Genomic DNA, 17312 nt, shown 5'->3' with positions numbered 1-17312 from the left:
CATGGACGACAGCCCCGCCGCCGTCGCCGAGACCCACACCGGGATCGTCTTCTTCGCCGGCGACCGCGCGTACAAGATGAAGAAGCCCGTCGACCTCGGGTTCGTGGACTTCCGCACGCGGGAGGCGCGGGAACGCGCCTGCCACGAGGAGCTGCGGCTCAACCGCCGCTTCTCCCCCGACGTGTACCTCGGCGTCGCGGACGTCTGCGGCCCCGGCGGCGAACCGTGCGACCACCTGCTTGTGATGCGGCGCCTGCCCGCCGGCCGGCGGCTCTCGACGCTGGCCGCCGCGGGCGCCCCGGTGGACGACGCGCTGCGCGCCATCGCCCGCCTCCTCGCCGCCTGGCACGCCCGCGCCCCGCGCGGACCCGGCATCGCCGCCGCCGGCACCCGGGACGCCCTGCGCGCCCGGTGGACGGCGGGCTTCGACCAGGTCCGGCCCTTCCACGGCCGGGCGGTCGACGGCGCCGAGGCCACCGAGACCGAACGGCTCGCGCTCCGGTTCCTCGCCGGGCGCGCGGACCTGTTCGCCGCGCGGATCGCCGGCGGGCGAGTCGTGGACGGCCACGGCGACCTGCTCGCCGCCGACGTCTTCTGCCTGGACGACGGCCCCCGCGTCCTCGACTGCCTGGAGTTCGACGCCGCGCTGCGCAGCGTGGACGGCCTGGACGACGCCGCCTTCCTCGCGATGGACCTGGAACGCCTCGGCGCGACCGCCGCCGCCCGCCGGTTCGCCGCCCGGTACGCCGAGTTCGCCGCCGATCCCGCGCCGCCGTCCCTGTGGCACCACTATGTGGCTTACCGGGCGTTCGTCCGCGCCAAGGTCGCCTGCCTGCGCCACGCCCAGGGCGCCGCCGGCGCCGCCGCCGAGGCCGCGGGCCTGACCGGGGTCGCGCTGCGGCACCTGCGGGCGGGCGCGGTCGGCCTGGTCCTGGTCGGCGGCCTGCCCGGCACCGGCAAGTCGACGCTGGCGGGCGCGCTCGCCGACCGGCTCGGCGCCGTCCTGCTCAGCAGCGACCGCGTCCGCAAGGAACTGGCGGGGATCGACCCGGACACGTCCGCCGCCGCCTTCTACGGCACCGGCCTCTACACCGCCGACCGCACCGGACGCACCTACACCGAACTCGCCGCCCGCGCCCGGCGGCTCCTGCGCCTCGGCGAGACCGTCGTGCTCGACGCGTCCTGGACCGCCGCCGGGCACCGCGCGCTGCTCCGCGACGTCACCGAACAGGAACACGCCGACCTCACCGAACTTGACTGCCGCGCGCCCGCGCGGCTCGCCGCCGAACGCGTCCGGACCCGTCCGCACGGCGCCTCCGACGCCGACCCCGCCATCGCCGCGGCCATGGCGGCCCGCGCCGATCCCTGGTCCGAAGCGACGCCCGTCGACACGTCCGGCGCACTCGCGACCGCCCTCGCCCAGGCCCTCGCGGCGACCCGTCCGGCCGCCGGCTGAGCACGCCGGAGGTACCGTTCGGGAAAAGGGGGATCTTGATGCGGGTCGTCGCCGAGGCGCAGTTGGCCGCCGTCCTGGCCGGGCTTCCCGGCTGCCCGCGCGTCGTGGCCGGGGGCAACTTCGCCACGCCCCGGCGTGTGCTGGCGGTGCTGGACGCGGCGGTCGCCGAGTACCGGCTGTTCATGCTGAACGCCCACGGCGCGCTGCCGGACCGCGACGGCGTGACGCTGGAGACGCCGTTCGTGGGGCCCGGGATGCGCGGACGGGAGCGGCTGCTGTACTTCCCGTGCCGCCTGTCGCTGGTTCCGCTGCTGCTCAAGGAGACGCTGCCGCCCGACGTCGTGATCGTCCAGACATCCTCGCCGGTGAACGGCACGGTCTCGCTCGGCATCGAGGTCAACATCCTGCCCGCCGCGATCGAGGCCGTCCGGGCGCGCGGCGGGCTCGTCGTCGCCGAGCTGAACCCGCGCATGCCCTTCACCCACGGCGACGCGGTGCTCGCGCTGGACGAGATCGACTACGCCGTCGAGACCGACGCGCCCCTGGCCGTCCCGGAGCGCCGGACGCCCGGCGACGTCGCCCGCCGAATCGGGGAGCGCGTCGCGCGGCTCGTCCCCGGGCACGCCACCCTCCAGATCGGGATCGGCGCGATCCCCGACGCCGTGCTGGCGTCCCTCGCCGGACGGCGCGGGCTCGCGGTGTGGTCGGAGATGTTCAGCGACGGCGTCCTGGAGCTTGAGAAGGCGGGAGCGCTCGACACCGGCGTGCCGGTCACCGCGTCGTTCGCGTTCGGCGGGCCGGAGCTGTACGACTGGATCGACCGCAACGACCGCGTCCGGATGCTGCGCACCGAGAAGACCAACGACCCCGGCCTCATCGCGCGCCGTCCGCGCCTGGTGTCGGTGAACAGCGCCCTTGAGGTCGACCTGTACGCGCAGGCCAACGCGAGCCGCGTGCGCGGGACGGTCTACTCGGGCTTCGGCGGGCAGACCGACTTCGTGGTCGGCGCGCTGCACTCTCCCGGCGGCCTTGCGATCATCGCGCTGCCGTCCTGGCATCCCCGCGCCGACGTCTCCACCGTCATCCCCCGGCTCGCCGGGCCCGTGACGTCCTTCCAGCACAGCTACATCGTGAGCGAACAGGGCACGGCGGCGATCTGGGGGCACGACGCCGTGTCCCAGGCCCGGCAGATCATCGACCGCGTCGCCCACCCCGACGCCCGCGCGGAACTGCGCGACGAGGGCCGCGCACTCGGCTTCCCGCTCGCCTGAGCGAGTGGACCTTGGCGGCCGTGCTCCGGGACGTTCGTCCCTACGACCGACCTCGCGGTTCCCCCAGCATGGTGTTCGACGGAAGTCCCGTGGGAGGGAACGATGATGCTGACGATGGCGGCACCCGCGACCGATCCGGACCCGCGGCTCGACACGACGATGCGGGTCGCGCCCGGCGACGGCGAGACGATGCACCTGGCCGTCCACGGTGAACTGGACCTGGCGACCTGGGCCGCGTTCCGCGACCTGCTGGTCTCGGTCGCCGACCTGTGGCCGCGCGTCGTCATCGACGCGTCCGGGCTGACGTTCTGCGACGCGCGCGGCCTGGCCGCACTCGTCGCCGGGGCGGTCCGCGCCGAGCGGCGCGGCGGCCGGATCACGCTCGCCCATCTGCGCCCCAACGTCGCGAAGGTCCTGCGCCTGGCCGGCCTCGACCGGCGCTTCGGCCTCCTCGCCCAAGGCCTTCGTCCCTGACCGAACATGCCGGCCAGCGATCTGTGCTCGCGTGCTTCTAAGCCCGCTCGTCTCCGGGTCGAGACGTGTCCGCCGCCGGGCAGGGTCGTCCGGTGAGCATGTTGGCGGTGGCGCCGTTGATGACGGAGTGGAGCCGGTCGCGGGTGTCGGCCAGTTCGGCGATCCGCCTGTCGATGCTGTCGCGTTCCGCGGCCAGCCTGTCCAGTAGTGCGGGGGTGGCGTTGCCGTCCACGACGCACGGCAGGAGTTCGACGATGGTCCTGCTGGACAGGCCTGCGGTGTAGAGCCGCTGGATCAGTTGAACCCGTTCGACCGCGCCGTCGGGGTAGTGGCGCTGGCCGCTGGGACTGCGCTCGGCGGTGAGCAGGTGCTGTTCTTCGTAGTACCGCAGGGCCCGGACGCTGACGCCCGTTCTGTCGGCCAGTTCCCCGATGCGCATCCGTCCCTCCCGGTGATGTGCGGCATTCCCCTTGCCTCTGACGTCAACGTCAGGTTTTAGCGTAGCGGACGTACGGCGAGCCGACCGTTCCTCGCCTGGTCAATGCGCAGAAGCGGAACATGAAGGGGACCCCATGAACGCCACCCCGATCGTCTCGGTCAGCCCGATCGTGCTGCCCGCACCGGAGCGAGGCGAGGACCTGCACGTGCGGGTGACCGCGCCGGTCACCGGAGGCGACCTGCCGATCGTCCTGTTCGCCCACGGGTTCGGGTCGTCCCTCGACGGCTACCGGCCCCTGACCGACTACTGGGCCGCCCACGGCTTCGTCGTGATCCAGGCGACCCATCTGGACTCCAAGCGGCTGGACCTCGCCGCGGACGACCCCCGCAGAGCCCGGTTCTGGCGGTTCCGCGTCTCGGACATGCAGCGCGTCCTCGACGAGCTCGACCTGCTGACGGCGGCGGTCCCCGGCCTGGCCGGGCGTCCGGATCCGAGCCGGATCGCCGTCGCCGGGCACTCCTTCGGCGGGCAGACCGCCGCGATCCTGCTGGGTCTGCGCGTCACCGACCCGCAGACCGGGGTCGCGGAGGATCTGTCCGACGCGCGGGTCTCGGCGGGCGTCCTGCTGGCCACGGCCGGGAAGGGCGGCCACGAACTCACCCCGTTCGCGACCGAGCACCTCCCCTGGCTGCGCGACCAGGACTTCTCGCGCCTCACCGCGCCCGCGCTCGTCGTCGCCGGGGACAAGGACGACCTCCCGATGCTGTCCACCCGGGGGCCGGACTGGACCACCGACCCCTACACCCTCAGCCCGGGACGGAAGGACCTGCTCACCCTCTTCGGCGCCGAGCACTTCCTCGGCGGCATCTCCGGTCACGGCGTCACGGAGACCACCGACGAGAATCCGGCACGGGTCGCCCTCGTCCAGCAGGTCACTCTCGCCTATCTGCGCCACGTCCTCGGCGTCGACGGCTCCGACTGGACGGCCGTGCGATCAGCCCTCGCCCCGGACGTCCACCCGATGGGGCGGCTGGACGCCAAGTAGCCTTTTCGAAAGCCGCTCATCTCCGCGCGGCGCGCCCACTCCCGCCGTGGCCAGGCGGAACAGCCGGCCGGCGCGGGCCGCCGGATCGGGCCCGTGCTCGGTGGCCAGCGCGATGCCGACGAGCAGGGAGATCAGGTCCGCGACCGTCACGTCCGGGTCCACGGCGCCGTCCTGGACGGCCCGGCGGAGGAGCGGGTCCGCCGCCTCCTGGAGCGTCGCGGCGCAGGCGTTGTCGTGCACCGGATCGGACGCCGCGCTGTCGTAGGCGAGCGCGGCGGCGAGCCCCCGGGCGGCGACGCAGTAGGCGAGGACGTCGTTCAGCCAGGCCAGCAGCGCGGCCCGGCTGTCGTCCTCGGCGGCCAGTTCGTGGGCGCGGACGCGCAGGGCCTCGATCCGTCCCCGGGAGACCGCCGTCAGCAGCGCCCGGCGGCTGGGGAAATGCCGGCGGACCGTCGCCGAGCCGACCCCGGCGACGCGGGCGATCTGTTCGAGCGACGCGTCGGCCCCGTGGGCGGCGACCTCCTCCTCGGCGACCGCGAGGATCCGCGCGTAGTTGCGCCGGGCGTCGGCGCGGCGACGGTCCGGCATCGGCGTCTCCCTGGCTTGCTAAGTGGCGGGGTCCGCCATATCTTAGCCGCACCATAAACGGCGGGGTCCGCCGTTTAGCTTCCGGGAGGGCTGTCATGCCGCCACGTTCCGCGTTCGTCCTGGTCACCGGCGCTACCGGCAGGCAGGGCGGGGCCACCGCCCGCGCCCTGCTCGCCGCGGGCGTCCCCGTCCGCGCGCTGGTGCGCGATCCGGGCACCGAACAGGCCAAGGCCGTCGAAGCGCTCGGCGCCGAGCTGGTCGCCGGCGATCTGCACGACCGCGCCTCGGTGGTCCGGGCCGCCACGGGCGCCCGCGCCGTGTTCTCCGTGCAGATGCCCGGCCGGACCGCGTCCGGGTTCGACTTCCCCGGCGAGGTCGCCCAGGGCGTCAACCTGATCGAGGGCGCGCGGGCCGCCGGGGTGCCGCAGTTCGTGCACACGTCCGTCACCGGAGCCGGTCAGCACACCCGGGACCCTGGCTGGGCCGAAGGCCGCTGGGCGGCGGTCGAACCCACGCTGAGCGCCAAGACCGCCGTCCAGGACCGGCTGCGGACGGCCGGGTTCCCGCGCTGGACGCTGCTCAAGCCGGGTTTCTTCATGGAGAACCTCCTCCCGTCCGCGGGCTTCCTGTTCCCGCGCGGCGTCGAAGGCGGGCTGGTGAGCGTCCTGAAGCCGCAGACCCGGCTGTCCCTGGTCGCCGTGGACGACATCGGACGCGCGGCGGCCGCCGCCATCGCCGCGCCCGAACGCTTCGACCGCGTCGAACTGGAGCTGGCGAGCGACTACCTGTCGATGACGCAGATCGCCGAGATCCTCTCCCGCGCGCTGGGCACGCCGCTTTCCGCACCGGACATGACCGAGGCCGAGGCCATGGCCGCCGGAATGCCCCCGATGGGCGCCGCGCACGACCGGCTGAACGTGGTCGGCCAGCCGGCCCGCCCGCAGTACGCCCGGGACCTCGGCATCCCGCTCACCAGCTTCGAGGAATGGGCGCACCGGAACCTGACGCCGGTCACAACCACCGCGAACGACCCGACCTGAAGCACATACCGCCACTGAGTCCCAATGGCCCCGGAAGCGCTCAGAGAGACGGAACGCGGATCAACTCGCCGGACGGTTCAGCGCGCTGGTCCGCGACGTCGTCACCTCCGGCGGCGCTTCTGGCTGCGGTGTTCGGAGGCGGAGCGCTGCGGCTTCTTGCGGGTGGGCTGTTGGGGGGTGCGGCCACGGGAACTGTTGGGGGTGCGGCCGCGGACGATGCCGATCAGCTCCTCCATGAGGTCGGTCGTCTCGGCTTCGAGCCAGGCCAGGCCGATCTGGGACTGAGGAGCGTCGCTCACGGTTCGGTAGGTGAGGTCTTTGCGGTGGTGGAGGCGGGCCAGAGACTGCGGGAGCAGCAGGACGCCGGCTTCCGACGCCACCAGCTCGATCGCGTCGACGGTACTCTCCGGACGGGTGAAGGCCGGTTGCCCGGGGCGGTCGTCCCAGGTCAAGACGTCGTCGAGTGGTTCGAACACGTCCTCGTCGGCGAGATCAGCGAGCTGCACCTCCTCCACCGCGGCCACCGCGTGATCCTTGGGCACCACGACCACGGTCGTCTCCAAGTACAGCGGGATCACATGCAGGGCCTCGCGGTCGACGGGCAGGCGCACGAACGCCGCGTCCACACCACCGCTCCGCAGCAGGGGGACGACCTCGCTCGCCGGCATCTGGAGCAGGCGAAGCGGCACCTCCCGGACCCGCTCGGCCCACACCCCGGCCCACTTCCCGGGCGTCACGCCCGGCACGTAGGCCGCCCGGAACTCACCGTCGGTCACTCCGCAACCCTAGTCACGTCCGGGCGGTTCCCTCCAACTGGCTACCCTTGGGTCATGGGCACGTCCAAAGCAAAGACCCCGCAGACCATGAAGCCCGCGACCGCGGCCAAGAAGCTGGGGATCCTGCTGTCGGCAGCACCCGCCGAGTTCCAGGAGGGCCTTGTCTCCCGGGACGAACTGAACGCGCTCCAGGCCGACCCGCCGTCGTGGCTGGCGAACCTGCGCCGTGAAGGTCCCCACCCCCGTCAGGTCGTCGCCGCCAGGCTCCGCGTCTCGGCCTCAGGCCTGGCCCGCGCCGGGATCACGGGGCCCCTCACCACGGCCGAGATCGAGAACCTGAAGGTTGAAAAGCCCGACTGGCTGGAGCGCGAGCAAGCCGTCCACGCCGAAGTCCGCAAGGAAGAACTCCGCCTCAAGCAGCAGCGCGCCAAGGCCTGACCCGCGCAACGCCCGCCCCGCGGCCGGGATCTAAATTCCCGGGACGGTTCGCGCGGGTCAGTCTCACTGGCGTACGCACTGTCCGCCGCCCCAGTAGCCCGGCCCCGCGGCTCTGAGCTGCGACGCCTTCGCCATGACGACCAGGCCGTAGAAGGGAACCGCGCTGAGCAGGCTGATGGCGTTGTCGAATCCCTCAGCGGTGAGCGGGTTGCCGGTCTGGCATACGAAGGTCCGCGGGGCCTGGTTTCCCAGTTCGTCCTGGACCTCGACGGTGTAGGGGGCGTCGCTGCCTTGGTCCGGGTGACACCCGCTGGCCAACAGCACCCCGCCGCCGATATCGACGACCAGCCCGGTACTGCAGGCCGTACTGGTAGCGGCGCTGGCCGGGCCGGCAATGGCGGTGGTGAGGCCGATCGCGGCGATGACCGCAGCGGCGCCCGCCGCGACGAAGTTTCTGATGATCATGGTAATGCCCTCCCGTGCGGAGTCCGAGATCGGATCTTCCTGGCACAGTCGGTCTATCAGGATCCGTTGCAACTTCCAATGCATGGATTGCATGTTTAACGGCGAACAGGTCGTCTTTCGAGACGAATTCCGGTCGAAGCGGCCTCCTGCCTGCAAAGACCCGCGACCTGCAACTTGCTCCGACGACGAACCTGCCTAGGGCCTGCTTGCACGCTCGGCAGCCCGCCCAGACCCGCGTGGGAGCCTCGTCGGATGGAAGTTGACCCGCGTACGAACGGCCTGAGGAAAACGGAGATCGACCAAGGCTCACTTTTCCGCTACCGACGGGAAGGGAGGCCAGATGTCATGCCGGGCGGGGAACGATTTCCAAACTCACTGCGCCATTGACGATGAATGACCGCACGCGGGCGGGTTGTTCCTCGGGGTGGGCGAGGGCGAGATCGGGCAGGTGCTCGAACAGCGTGGCCAGGGCGACTTTCGCCTCCAACCGCGCCAGGTGCGCGCCGAGGCAGAAGTGGGGGCCGTGCCCGAACGCGAGGTGTTCCTTGTCGGCCCGCGCGGGGTCGAAGCATTCCGGACGGTCCGGGTGCCGTTCGGGATCACGTCCGGCGGCGCCGAAGCCGATGATGATCGGGTCGCCCTTTCGGATGACGACGCCTTCACCGAGATCGATGTCCTCGACGGCGTAACGCAGCGGCACGTACATGACGGGGCCCTCGACGCGAAGGGTCTCTTCGACGACGTCCTCCCAGCCGATGGTCCCCTCATGAATCCGCGCCAGGTGCTCGGGGTGGGCGAGGAGGGCTTGGACGGCGCTGGTGATGAGGTTGACGGCGGTCTCGTAGCCCGCGCCGATCATGAGGAAGAGAGTGTCCAGCAGCACGGCGTCCGGTACGGGCTCCTGGTCGGGTTCGGGCGGCAGGAGCAGGTCACTGGTCAGATCGGCGGCCGGATGCTGCTTCTTGTACCGCAGCAGCTCGGTGAGCCGGTCCATGAGTTCCGCCTGGATGGCCAGCCCGCGTTCGGAGTCGACCGACGGGTCCAGGACGGCGTCGATCGCGGTGCCGAGCTTTTCCCGCAGGTGGTCGGGAACGCCGAACAAGTCGCAGATGACGGTCATGGTCAGCGGCAGCGACAAGGCCTGCCGCACATCGGCGATCGCCCCGGGGGGCAAGGCGGCGAGCTGCTCGACCAGCCGGTCCGCGGTCGCCTGGACCTGGGGACGCATCTGCTCGACTCGCCGCGGCGAGAACGACGGCGCGATGCGGCGGCGGGCCGTGCGGTGTTCGTTGCCGTAGCTGTTGAAGAAGCTCTGCTGCAAGGCGATCGGGGCCAGCGGCCAGCCCGCGGGAATGCCGGGCAGATCGGGCCAGTGCCGACGGGCGTCACGCGAGACGCGGGGGTCGCCCGTCAACGCCTGAATGACGCTGTGCCGGGTGATCGACCACGCATGAATAGGCCCTGGAAGCTCGACGAGCACCGCCGGGCCTTTGGCGCGTAACGCAGCCGCCTCCTCCTGCACCGCACCGCCCGTGGGATCGAGAACAGGGCACCTGTGTTGGGATGAGGACGACATACCGATGCCCCTCTCGCTGAGAATCAGCCCGGAATCCTCCGTCGACCCGGCCGAAATACCGGCCCGGCGATGACGCAATAGGAGAGCGCCGATTTCCCTTATACGCTCGCCCCCCCTGCTTGACAAGGGGCGCATCGAGCATGCCGACGAAAGAGTGAACTCACATTCCTTTGCATCGCTCCAACCACTGCAATCCCCGATCCAGGACGGGAGCATTGCCATTTTCGGTTCGCCGATAAGCCCCCGAGGAAGAACTTCCACCAGCAAACAGGCGGCCGACCATCGGCTATCCGCCAGCATGCCCACCGTTATTTTTGGGTTGTCACGCCGTCGTGGTCACCCGCTTCGGCGGCCGTCCGCAGGACGGCCGCCGAAGCGGGTCCGGACGGGTGTCAGTCCGTCATGAGGTCAGGTAGAGCTTGCGGTCGAAGGTCCCGGAGTTGGGGGTGGTTTCGCCGCGTGCGATGGCCGAGGCGTTGAGTGTGCCGTTGTTGGGGCACAGGCCGTCGCTTCCGGTGAGTTTGACGAGGGTGAGGTTGGTTGTTTTACCTTGGGCGTCGTCGTTGGGGAGGGGGCGGTTGGGGTTGTCGCGGTTGTAGAGGTCGAAGGTGAGTGTGCTGGTCCCGTTGGTACGGATGCCGTAGTGGCAGGTGCGGTGGGCGAAGAGGAAGTCGCCTTCGAGGGTGAAGGTGAGGTCGCCGTCGATGGTGAGGGTCCCGTCGCGTCCGCCGGCGACGGGCGCGTAAGTGACGTGGCCGGTGTTGTCGGGAAGGTCACCGAGATCGGTGGGCGGTGAGGACAGGCCGTTGGAGGTCGTGCAGGCACCGATCGACGCCGCCGTCAGCGCACCCTCCCCAGTAGAGGCAAGGGTGCCCTTCAGGTTCGCGGTGTCGCAGGTACCGGTGATCTTCTGGCCGAAGAACGTGATCCCGAAGGTGACAGGGCCGACGGTGGACACCTGCCAGTTCCCCGAATACGGGGCACCGGTGGCGGTGTCCTGACGGACGGTGGTCGACGCAGCCGACGCGGCAGTGGCTGCCATCCCAAGGACGGCGCATGCGGCCAGCGCGGAGGCGGGCAGGATAGAGCGGAGTTTCACCGATTCTCCTGGTGGCGGGGTGGGTGCGCGGGGACTCCTTTGTAAGGCAGCGGCACCCAGCAGGCCATGAAGTGCGCGACGAATATTCAGCGGCAACTGCTCACCGAAGCGAACGGGCAAGAGTGCACGATCGTTCGCGGTCACTATCGGTGCGGAGTGGACCGCGTGGAACTGCTGATGCCGGAGCGAGAAATGATGCTCAAGTGTCGTCCAGGACGAAAACGCTGATGCCGCCGGACTGCCGGACTGGGCCGCATTCAGCCTGGAACGGTCGAAGCGTGCTTGGGTGACACTGGTACTGCAACGGTCCACCGAATGCTATGAGCGTATAAGGATCCGCGCGCGCGAGCCCGAGGGTTTCTGTTCTGGCGACAGCTAGCGCGGGCATCCCACGACACGGGGAGATCGTTCGCCGTGCGGGCTCGCGCCTAAACTCGCCGGGAGGCCGTCACGGCTGTTCGAGCAGCACACGAGGAGGTCGAGACATGTCATTCATGGCCTATCCACCACCCAGGTACGGCGGCAAGACGGGCCTGGTCAACGCCAGATACCGGCCCGCCGACACTGATCCGGACCTGGTCTCGGGCGGCGCCGACGGGGGCGTCACCGGCGCGAGCCGCAGCCAGCGCACCCACTACCTGGCGACGGGCGCCGGAACCGGCGGAGAGTTCGGGCTCTACCGCATCGACATGCCGCCGCTCGGGCGCGGGCCCCGCACCCACTTCCACCGCACGATCTCGGAGTCCTTCTTCATCCTTTCGGGGACGGTGAACCTCTTCGACGGTGAGCGCTGGATCGACGCCACGCCCGGCGACTTCCTGTACGTCCCGATCGGAGGTCTGCACGCTTTCCACAACAGCACCGACGAGCCGGCGTCCCTTCTGCTGCTCTTCGCTCCCGGAGCGCCCCGCGAGGGCTACTTCGAGGGCGTGACCGCCGACCTCGCCGACATGAGCGAGCAGGAACGCGAAGAGTTCTTCCTGCTGCACGACAACCACTGGGTCGACGACTGACCGGCGGCCCCGGGCAGCCGCAGCCCAGGCTGATCGGGGCTTCTTCCGACGATCCGGTGCGGCAGTTCATCGAGCGGTTCCGGCCCTCAGCCGTCCGTGAGCTTGGTGGTGTCGATGCGGCGTGCGCCGAGTGCGGCGACGAGGCGTCCGATGAGCGGGAGTTCGAGCGGCAGAAGCGAGTAGGACGGGTGGACGACGCGGTCCTTACCCGATTCCAGCGCGCGCGTGATGGCCGCGGCGACCGCCTCGGGCCGGACGGGCGGGAACGTGCGCGGTGGCGTCCCACCGCGCCAGGGCAGGTGGTCGATGTCGCGCAGCGCGGTGTCGGTCGAGCCGGGCACGACTTCGATGACCGTGATCGGCGTGTGGCGCAGTTCGTGGCGCAGGGAGCGCGTGGCCTGGGCGAGGGCGGCCTTGGTCGCGCCGTAGTAGCCGAGCAGCGGAAGCGGGACGGCCTGGACGGTGGAGGTGACGTTGACGATCGTCCCCCGGCCCGCGTCCAGCATGCCCGGCAGGAGGGCGCTGGTCAGCGCCAGCGGGGACCAGAAGTTGGTCTCCAGCCAGGCGCGGGCCTCGGCGTCGTCGGCGTGGACGGCCAGGCCGCCGACGGAGCCGACGCCCGCGTTGTTGATCAGGACGTCGACGCCGCCGAGGGCGGCGACGCAGCGTGCGGCCAGGTCGGCCGCCACCCCCGGGTGGGAGAGGTCGGCGGTCAGTACTTCCGGGGCGGGGCCGCCGGCACCGGTGATCTCGGCGGCGAGTTCGCGCAGGAGTTCTTCCCGGCGCGCGGTGACCGCGAGCCGTGCTCCGCGTCGGGCCAGCCCGATCGCGAGCGCGCGTCCGATTCCGCTGGAAGCGCCGGTGACCACGACCCGCCTGCCGCCCAGGTCGTTCATCGGTCCGCGCCCTCGGTGCACCAGCGCACAGACGCCGACGATATCCAACTTCGGCATCGAGGCCTCCAGATTGACTGATTATCAGTCAGTAGAGGCTAAGGATGGACGGGCGCGCCTGTCAATGCGGCCCCAGGCCGTCAGGGGTCGATCTGGTCGACGAGGTGAAGGTCGACAGCGAGGGCGGGATCCACGGCGTGCGCGGCGCGAACGGCGGCGGCGAGGGTGGCGATCGCCAGCTCGGCCAGCTCGCCCCGGTCGAGTTCGCGGTGGTGAAGGTGGTCGATGATGATCTCGTTGAGATATCCGACCCAGCCGCGCATGGTGGTGCGCAGGGCCGGGCGGACGGGTTCGGTGACGCCTGCGGCGGCGAGCAGGCGCAGGGCGCCCTTCCAGCGGTAGTCCTCGATGATGGCGCGCACCTCGGCGTCCGCCCCCTGGGCGCCGTGCATGAGCGTGAGGAATCCCTTGGTGTTCGCTTCGATATGGGCGATGTGGCGGATGAGCGCGTCACGCAATTGCGCGACGAGGGTGTCCCCCGCGAGCGGGGCCTCGTGCACGGCCCGCAGGCGTTCGGCGGCGGCCTGGATGGTGGCCAGGTACAGACCGCGCTTGTTGGCGAAGTGGTGGGCGATCAGCCCGTAGGCGACCCCGGCGCGCTTGGCGATCTCGGTCGTGGTGACCTCGTCGTAAGGGCGCTCGGCGAACAACTGCGCGGCGGCGTCGATGAGGAGCCCGCGGCGGTCCGTGCGGCCCGAGGACGTGCGGTCCTTGCTGGTCATCGACATGAAGGAAGTTTAGGCGGGTGGATGGCCCGGACCGGGCATGGCCATCGTCGCACGTCGAGGGAAATCCCATACCGGCCTGAGCGCGGAGACCGGACCGGCCGCCCGAGCCGTGGCCCTTCAGAACGGCGCGATCACGAGCCTGCGCGCGACACGGATTCGGTCTCGGCGGTCACTTTCTCTCGGGGTCGGAGCCTGTTCGCTTGACGAGTCCGTCGCCGGGTGACAGCGAGTCCCACAGCGCCCGCGTGACGCGGATCTTTTTGGTGCCGCCGCCGTTGAGCGCCACCTCGACATAGTGGTAGAGATTCGAGCCGTCCGGCGCATTGCGCGATTTGTCGGCGACGACCCCTTCCCAGGCGTCGTTCTTGCGCACCCGGCGTGACCTGAACATGCGACCATCCCCGTTCTGAATTCCACTTCTTGAAACAAGAGTAGGGCGACGGAATTCGCCGGGCCTCGGCCTGGCGTCGGGTCCTGCGGGTACGACTTCAGGTGGAGGGACGGGGCCGGACCAGACCGAGGTCGTAGGCCATCACGACGGCCTGGACGCGGTCGCGGGCGCCGAGCTTGCGCAGGATCGCCGAGACGTGGGTCTTCACGGTCGCCTCGGCCACGACCAGGTAGGCGGCGATCTCGGTGTTGGAGGCGGCCTTGGCGATGAGCGTCAGCACTTCGACCTCGCGATCGGTCAGCGCGGCCAGCCGCTCCGGCGCGGCCGGCTCGCTCGGCTGGACGGCCACGAACCTGTCCAGGAGGCGGCGCGTCACGGTCGGGGCCAGCAGCGCCTCGCCGCGCGCGACGACCCGGATCGCGTCGGCCAGTTCCGGCGGGCGCACGTCCTTCAGCAGGAAGCCGCTCGCCCCGGCCCGCAGCGCGGCGTACAGCGGCTCGTCCAGGTCGAACGTGGTCAGGATGATGACCTTCGGCGGGTCGGCGGCGGCGACGATCCGCCGGGTGGCGGCGATGCCGTCGACGCCGGGCATCCGCACGTCCATCAGCACGACGTCGGGACGGAGCCGGGCGGCCAGCTCGACGGCCTGCTCGCCGTCGCCCGCCTCGCCGACGACCGCGAGGTCCTCCCGGGCGTCAATGATCATGCTGAAGCCGGCCCGGACGAGGGCCTGGTCGTCGGCGACGAGCACGCGGACGGTCACGACGGCTCCTCCAGCGGCAGCCGGGCACGGACCCGGAACCCGCCGGCCGGGTCGGGGCCCGCGTCCAGCGAGCCACCCGCCAGCGCGGCCCGTTCGCGCATCCCCGCGATGCCCTGGCCGCCGCCCGGGACGGTCAGGCGTCCGCCGCCCGTCCCGTCGTCGCGGACCTCGACGACGAGTTGGCGGCCGGTGGCGTCGAGCGTGATGTCGGCGGTCCGGGCACGGGCGTGCCGCAGGACGTTGGTGAGCGATTCCTGCACGATCCGGTAGGCCGACAGTTGGACGCTCGGCGGCAGTGCCCGGTCGTCCAGGCCCTCGGCGCGGACCCGGACGTCCAGGCCCGCCGCCGCGAGCGGTTCGGTCAGGACGCCGAGGTCGGCCAGGCCGGGCTGCGGCGCGCACCCGGCGTCGGCGTCCGCGTCGGGGTCCAGGGCCCGGACGGTGCGCAGGAACCGCCGGACCTCGGTCAGCGCCTGCCGCCCGGACGTCTCCAGATCGCGCAGCGCCTGCCGCGCCCGGGCCGGGTTCGCGTCGAACACGTCGTCGGCGGCCGCCGCCTGGACGACCATGACCGACACCGTGTGGGCGAGGATGTCGTGCAGTTCGCGGGCGATGCGGGCGCGCTCCTCCACCATGACGCGCCGCGCCTCGGCCTCGCGGCGCGCGGAACGCGACCTCCCGAGCGCTCCCCAGCTCCAGGCCAGCAGCGCGGCGGCGGCCCACAGCGGCGCGCCCTCGCCGTGCCCGGACGCCCACGGCGCGACGGTCGTCAGCACCAGTGCCCCAGCCGCACCCCAGAGCGACGCGCGGGCCGGACGCAGCCAGGCGAAGGTGCTCACCACCACCAGCGCGATGCCCGGTCCGATCTCGGGCGAGAGGAACTGGACGCCGGCTCCGGCGACCAGCGCCACCGCCGTCACCGCTCCGGGCCGCTCGCCCATCCACCAGACGGCGCCCGCCTGCACCGCCACCAAGGCGATCAGCGCGGCCCGTCCGGCGGGCGCGGGCACCCCTTCGGGCGTGAGGAGGACGACCGGAGCCAGCAGCGTGAGCGCGCATCCCACGAGGACGGCGCGCCACCGTGGGGAGAGCGTCGCTTCGAACCGATCCGGCACGGTCAGTGACGCTAGCAGCGCGGCGGCCCGCTCCCCCACCCGAACGCCCGGCGTCACTTCCAGGAGCGGCATTGATGCTCGGCGGCGGCGTCCACGGTCCGGACGGCGTGCGGTGCGAGGCTCAGCGTTCCCCTGCCGGGCCGCCAGGACGGCGCCCCGCGGTGGTTCGGGTCGCCGGTCCGGGCGAAGGCGCTCCAGTAGCCGATCATCGTCCGGGACAGTCCCACGCGGTCGGGCGTGCCGAGCAGGTCCCGTCCGCCGAGGTCGAACAAGTACGGCAGGTCGGTGGCGTGGGCCGCGCCCTGCGGGACGTCCGGGACGTGCAGGCCGTTGACGTTGGGCGCGTTCTCGTCGGCGAACTCGTAGGAGTAGACGGTCGTGCGGGCGCCGAGCCGCCGGGCGGTGGCGAGGGACGAGCAGGCCCACGCTCCGTCGGTGAGGACCGCCGCCCAGGCCAGCCCGGCGGACGGGTAGCCGGCGAGCGGGTACCGGGCGGCGACCGCGTCCGCCTCCGCGCCGAACGCCTGCCGCAGCAGCCGCGGGTAGGTCGCGGGCGTGATCAGCGTCGGGTCGTAGGCGAGCGCGCCGCCGACGAACGCGCGGGCCTCGTCGCGCGTGCCGCCGATCAGCACCGGGACGCGGGCGAACGCGCCCTTCCGCAGGGCCGCCGCCGGGTCCTCGGGCAGCAGCTCGGTGCCGTAGGCGAGATGGTCGGCGAAGGCCGGCGACTGCGGGAGCAGTTCCCCGGCGGGCTTGCGCCGTAGGCACGCCAGCGCGTCCTTGCGGCAGCCGAGTTCCCTCGCGGCGGCCAGGCCGTCGCGCTGCGCCCGTGCGAGGGGGACGTAGGGCCGCTCGGCGGGCGTTCCGGGGAACAGGCCGCCGACGGGCCAGCGCACATCACACGATCCGGACGAGACGATCGCCTTGTCGACGAGACCCCGGGCCTTGGGCGAGGTGAGCAGCGCGCACGCCGACATCGCGCCCGCCGACTGGCCGAACACGGTGATGTTGCCCGGGTCCCCGCCGAACGCCGCGGCGTTGCGGCGCGCCCACTGCACGGCCGCGATCTGGTCGGCGAACCCGAAGTCGCCCGAGCCCCGCAGCCCGGGGAGGCCGAGGTAGCCGAAGATCCCCAGCCGGTAGTTCACCGTCACGACGACGACGTCGCCCTCCGTCGCCAGGCGCCGGGCGTCGTAGTCCTTGCCGCTGCCCTGCGTGAAGCCGCCGCCGTGCCACCACACCATGACCGGCAGGCCGCTGCGCCGCACGCGCGGGGTGGTGACGTTGAGGTAGAGGCAGTCCTCGCCGGACGGCGTCCGATCCGCGTCCTGGACGCAGTCGTCGCCCGGCCGTCCGGCGTCCCGCACGTTCTTCCAGGGGCGCGGACGCCTCGGCATCGTCCAGCGCAGCGCACCGGTCGGCGGCGCGGCGTACGGCACGCCGAGGAACTGCCGTGCGGTCCCCGCCGCGACGCCCCGCACGCGCCCCGAGTCGACGCGCACTGTCAGCGGAGCCTTCGCCGGAGGGCACGCCCCCGGCGATCCGGCCGCCAGGACCACCGCGAGCCCGCCGGCCACGCCGCTGAGATGCGCCACCGTCCCCACCACCCGTCTGATCGCGTCCGCCGCGCGCCGCGCCGGATCTCCCGCCGACCTCGACGTTAGGGACGCGCGCGCCGGCGG

At 71.9% G+C, this 17312-nt stretch carries 19 protein-coding genes; 7 read left to right on the top strand and 12 right to left on the bottom strand.

Translation table 11 applies throughout. From position 1 onward, the window contains the following. The first annotated feature begins 1 nt into the window (after position 1). The 3 genes from BTM25_RS23540 to BTM25_RS23530 all read left to right on the top strand — a co-directional run bounded on the left by BTM25_RS23540 (position 2) and on the right by BTM25_RS23530 (position 3201). A complete protein-coding gene (locus BTM25_RS23540) occupies positions 2–1456 on the top strand; it encodes a bifunctional aminoglycoside phosphotransferase/ATP-binding protein (RefSeq protein WP_103565147.1) in 1455 nt (484 codons plus the stop codon). Between the two features lie 38 nt (positions 1457–1494). Beyond that, on the top strand, positions 1495–2727 hold the full coding sequence (locus BTM25_RS23535) for an acetyl-CoA hydrolase/transferase family protein (protein WP_103565146.1): 1233 nt from the start codon (positions 1495–1497) through the stop codon (positions 2725–2727). A gap of 114 nt (positions 2728–2841) precedes the next feature. Continuing rightward, complete coding sequence (locus BTM25_RS23530) at positions 2842–3201, top strand: STAS domain-containing protein (RefSeq protein ID WP_168212217.1); 360 nt, start codon at positions 2842–2844, stop codon at positions 3199–3201. A 37-nt stretch (positions 3202–3238) separates the two neighbouring features. Here the strand turns inward: BTM25_RS23530 and BTM25_RS23525 are convergent, their stop codons facing one another. Continuing rightward, complete coding sequence (locus tag BTM25_RS23525; RefSeq protein WP_103565144.1) at positions 3239–3640, bottom strand: MerR family transcriptional regulator; 402 nt, start codon at positions 3638–3640, stop codon at positions 3239–3241. A gap of 133 nt (positions 3641–3773) precedes the next feature. On the opposite strand from BTM25_RS23525, the gene BTM25_RS23520 reads away from it, so the two are divergent. After that, the gene (locus BTM25_RS23520; protein ID WP_103565143.1) at positions 3774–4685 is read left to right on the top strand and encodes an alpha/beta hydrolase family protein; all 912 of its coding nucleotides are present in this window, start codon (positions 3774–3776) and stop codon (positions 4683–4685) included. On the opposite strand, the gene BTM25_RS23515 is transcribed toward BTM25_RS23520, so the two are convergent. After that, positions 4635–5273, bottom strand: coding sequence for a TetR/AcrR family transcriptional regulator (locus BTM25_RS23515; RefSeq protein WP_103565142.1), 639 nt, complete (start codon positions 5271–5273; stop codon positions 4635–4637). The genes BTM25_RS23520 and BTM25_RS23515 overlap by 51 nt on opposite strands. A 95-nt stretch (positions 5274–5368) precedes the next feature. On the opposite strand from BTM25_RS23515, the gene BTM25_RS23510 reads away from it, so the two are divergent. Beyond that, positions 5369–6313 (top strand): NmrA family NAD(P)-binding protein, encoded by a 945-nt coding sequence (locus BTM25_RS23510; protein ID WP_103565141.1) that lies wholly within the window; start codon positions 5369–5371, stop codon positions 6311–6313. Between the two features lie 101 nt (positions 6314–6414). Here the strand turns inward: BTM25_RS23510 and BTM25_RS23505 are convergent, their stop codons facing one another. Then, positions 6415–7089: a LysR family substrate-binding domain-containing protein gene (locus BTM25_RS23505; RefSeq protein WP_103565140.1), complete on the bottom strand. Its 675-nt coding sequence runs from the start codon at positions 7087–7089 to the stop codon at positions 6415–6417. 54 nt (positions 7090–7143) lie between these two features. Between BTM25_RS23505 and BTM25_RS23500 the strand changes: the two genes are divergently transcribed. Further along, positions 7144–7527 (top strand): DUF5997 family protein, encoded by a 384-nt coding sequence (locus BTM25_RS23500; protein WP_103565139.1) that lies wholly within the window; start codon positions 7144–7146, stop codon positions 7525–7527. A 63-nt stretch (positions 7528–7590) separates the two neighbouring features. Here BTM25_RS23500 and BTM25_RS23495 read toward each other — a convergent pair whose 3' ends face one another. From BTM25_RS23495 to BTM25_RS23485, 3 genes are all read right to left on the bottom strand, one after another. Further along, positions 7591–8076, bottom strand: a complete 486-nt coding sequence (locus BTM25_RS23495; protein WP_146059122.1) for a hypothetical protein — start codon at positions 8074–8076, stop codon at positions 7591–7593. 259 nt (positions 8077–8335) lie between these two features. Next, positions 8336–9514 (bottom strand): cytochrome P450 family protein, encoded by a 1179-nt coding sequence (locus BTM25_RS23490; protein WP_235828587.1) that lies wholly within the window; start codon positions 9512–9514, stop codon positions 8336–8338. A 454-nt stretch (positions 9515–9968) separates the two neighbouring features. Beyond that, positions 9969–10667 carry a hypothetical protein gene (locus BTM25_RS23485; RefSeq protein ID WP_146059121.1) on the bottom strand — a complete coding sequence of 233 codons (699 nt, stop codon included), beginning with the start codon at positions 10665–10667 and terminating at the stop codon, positions 9969–9971. Between the two features lie 485 nt (positions 10668–11152). Between BTM25_RS23485 and BTM25_RS23480 the strand changes: the two genes are divergently transcribed. Beyond that, positions 11153–11680, top strand: coding sequence for a cupin domain-containing protein (locus BTM25_RS23480; RefSeq protein WP_205648236.1), 528 nt, complete (start codon positions 11153–11155; stop codon positions 11678–11680). Between the two features lie 86 nt (positions 11681–11766). Here the strand turns inward: BTM25_RS23480 and BTM25_RS23475 are convergent, their stop codons facing one another. From BTM25_RS23475 to BTM25_RS23450, 6 genes are all read right to left on the bottom strand, one after another. Then, a complete protein-coding gene (locus BTM25_RS23475; RefSeq protein ID WP_235828586.1) occupies positions 11767–12576 on the bottom strand; it encodes an SDR family NAD(P)-dependent oxidoreductase in 810 nt (269 codons plus the stop codon). A 137-nt stretch (positions 12577–12713) separates the two neighbouring features. Beyond that, positions 12714–13361, bottom strand: coding sequence for a TetR/AcrR family transcriptional regulator (locus BTM25_RS23470; RefSeq protein ID WP_103565134.1), 648 nt, complete (start codon positions 13359–13361; stop codon positions 12714–12716). A 169-nt stretch (positions 13362–13530) separates the two neighbouring features. Next, positions 13531–13734: a DUF7489 domain-containing protein gene (locus BTM25_RS23465; protein ID WP_205648235.1), complete on the bottom strand. Its 204-nt coding sequence runs from the start codon at positions 13732–13734 to the stop codon at positions 13531–13533. 115 nt (positions 13735–13849) lie between these two features. Beyond that, positions 13850–14515, bottom strand: coding sequence for a response regulator (locus tag BTM25_RS23460; RefSeq protein ID WP_103565132.1), 666 nt, complete (start codon positions 14513–14515; stop codon positions 13850–13852). Continuing rightward, on the bottom strand, positions 14512–15630 hold the full coding sequence (locus tag BTM25_RS23455; RefSeq protein WP_205648234.1) for a sensor histidine kinase: 1119 nt from the start codon (positions 15628–15630) through the stop codon (positions 14512–14514). Before BTM25_RS23455 ends, BTM25_RS23460 begins: the two co-directional genes overlap by 4 nt. A gap of 53 nt (positions 15631–15683) precedes the next feature. Further along, positions 15684–17225, bottom strand: coding sequence for a carboxylesterase/lipase family protein (locus BTM25_RS23450; protein ID WP_205648233.1), 1542 nt, complete (start codon positions 17223–17225; stop codon positions 15684–15686). Between the last annotated feature and the right edge of the window lie 87 nt (positions 17226–17312).

This window comes from Actinomadura rubteroloni, from assembly GCF_002911665.1.
GTDB classification, from domain to species: domain Bacteria; phylum Actinomycetota; class Actinomycetes; order Streptosporangiales; family Streptosporangiaceae; genus Spirillospora; species Spirillospora rubteroloni.
The sequence above is the reverse complement of the archived record's forward strand: the minus strand, read 5'-3'. Positions and strand labels throughout refer to the sequence as shown.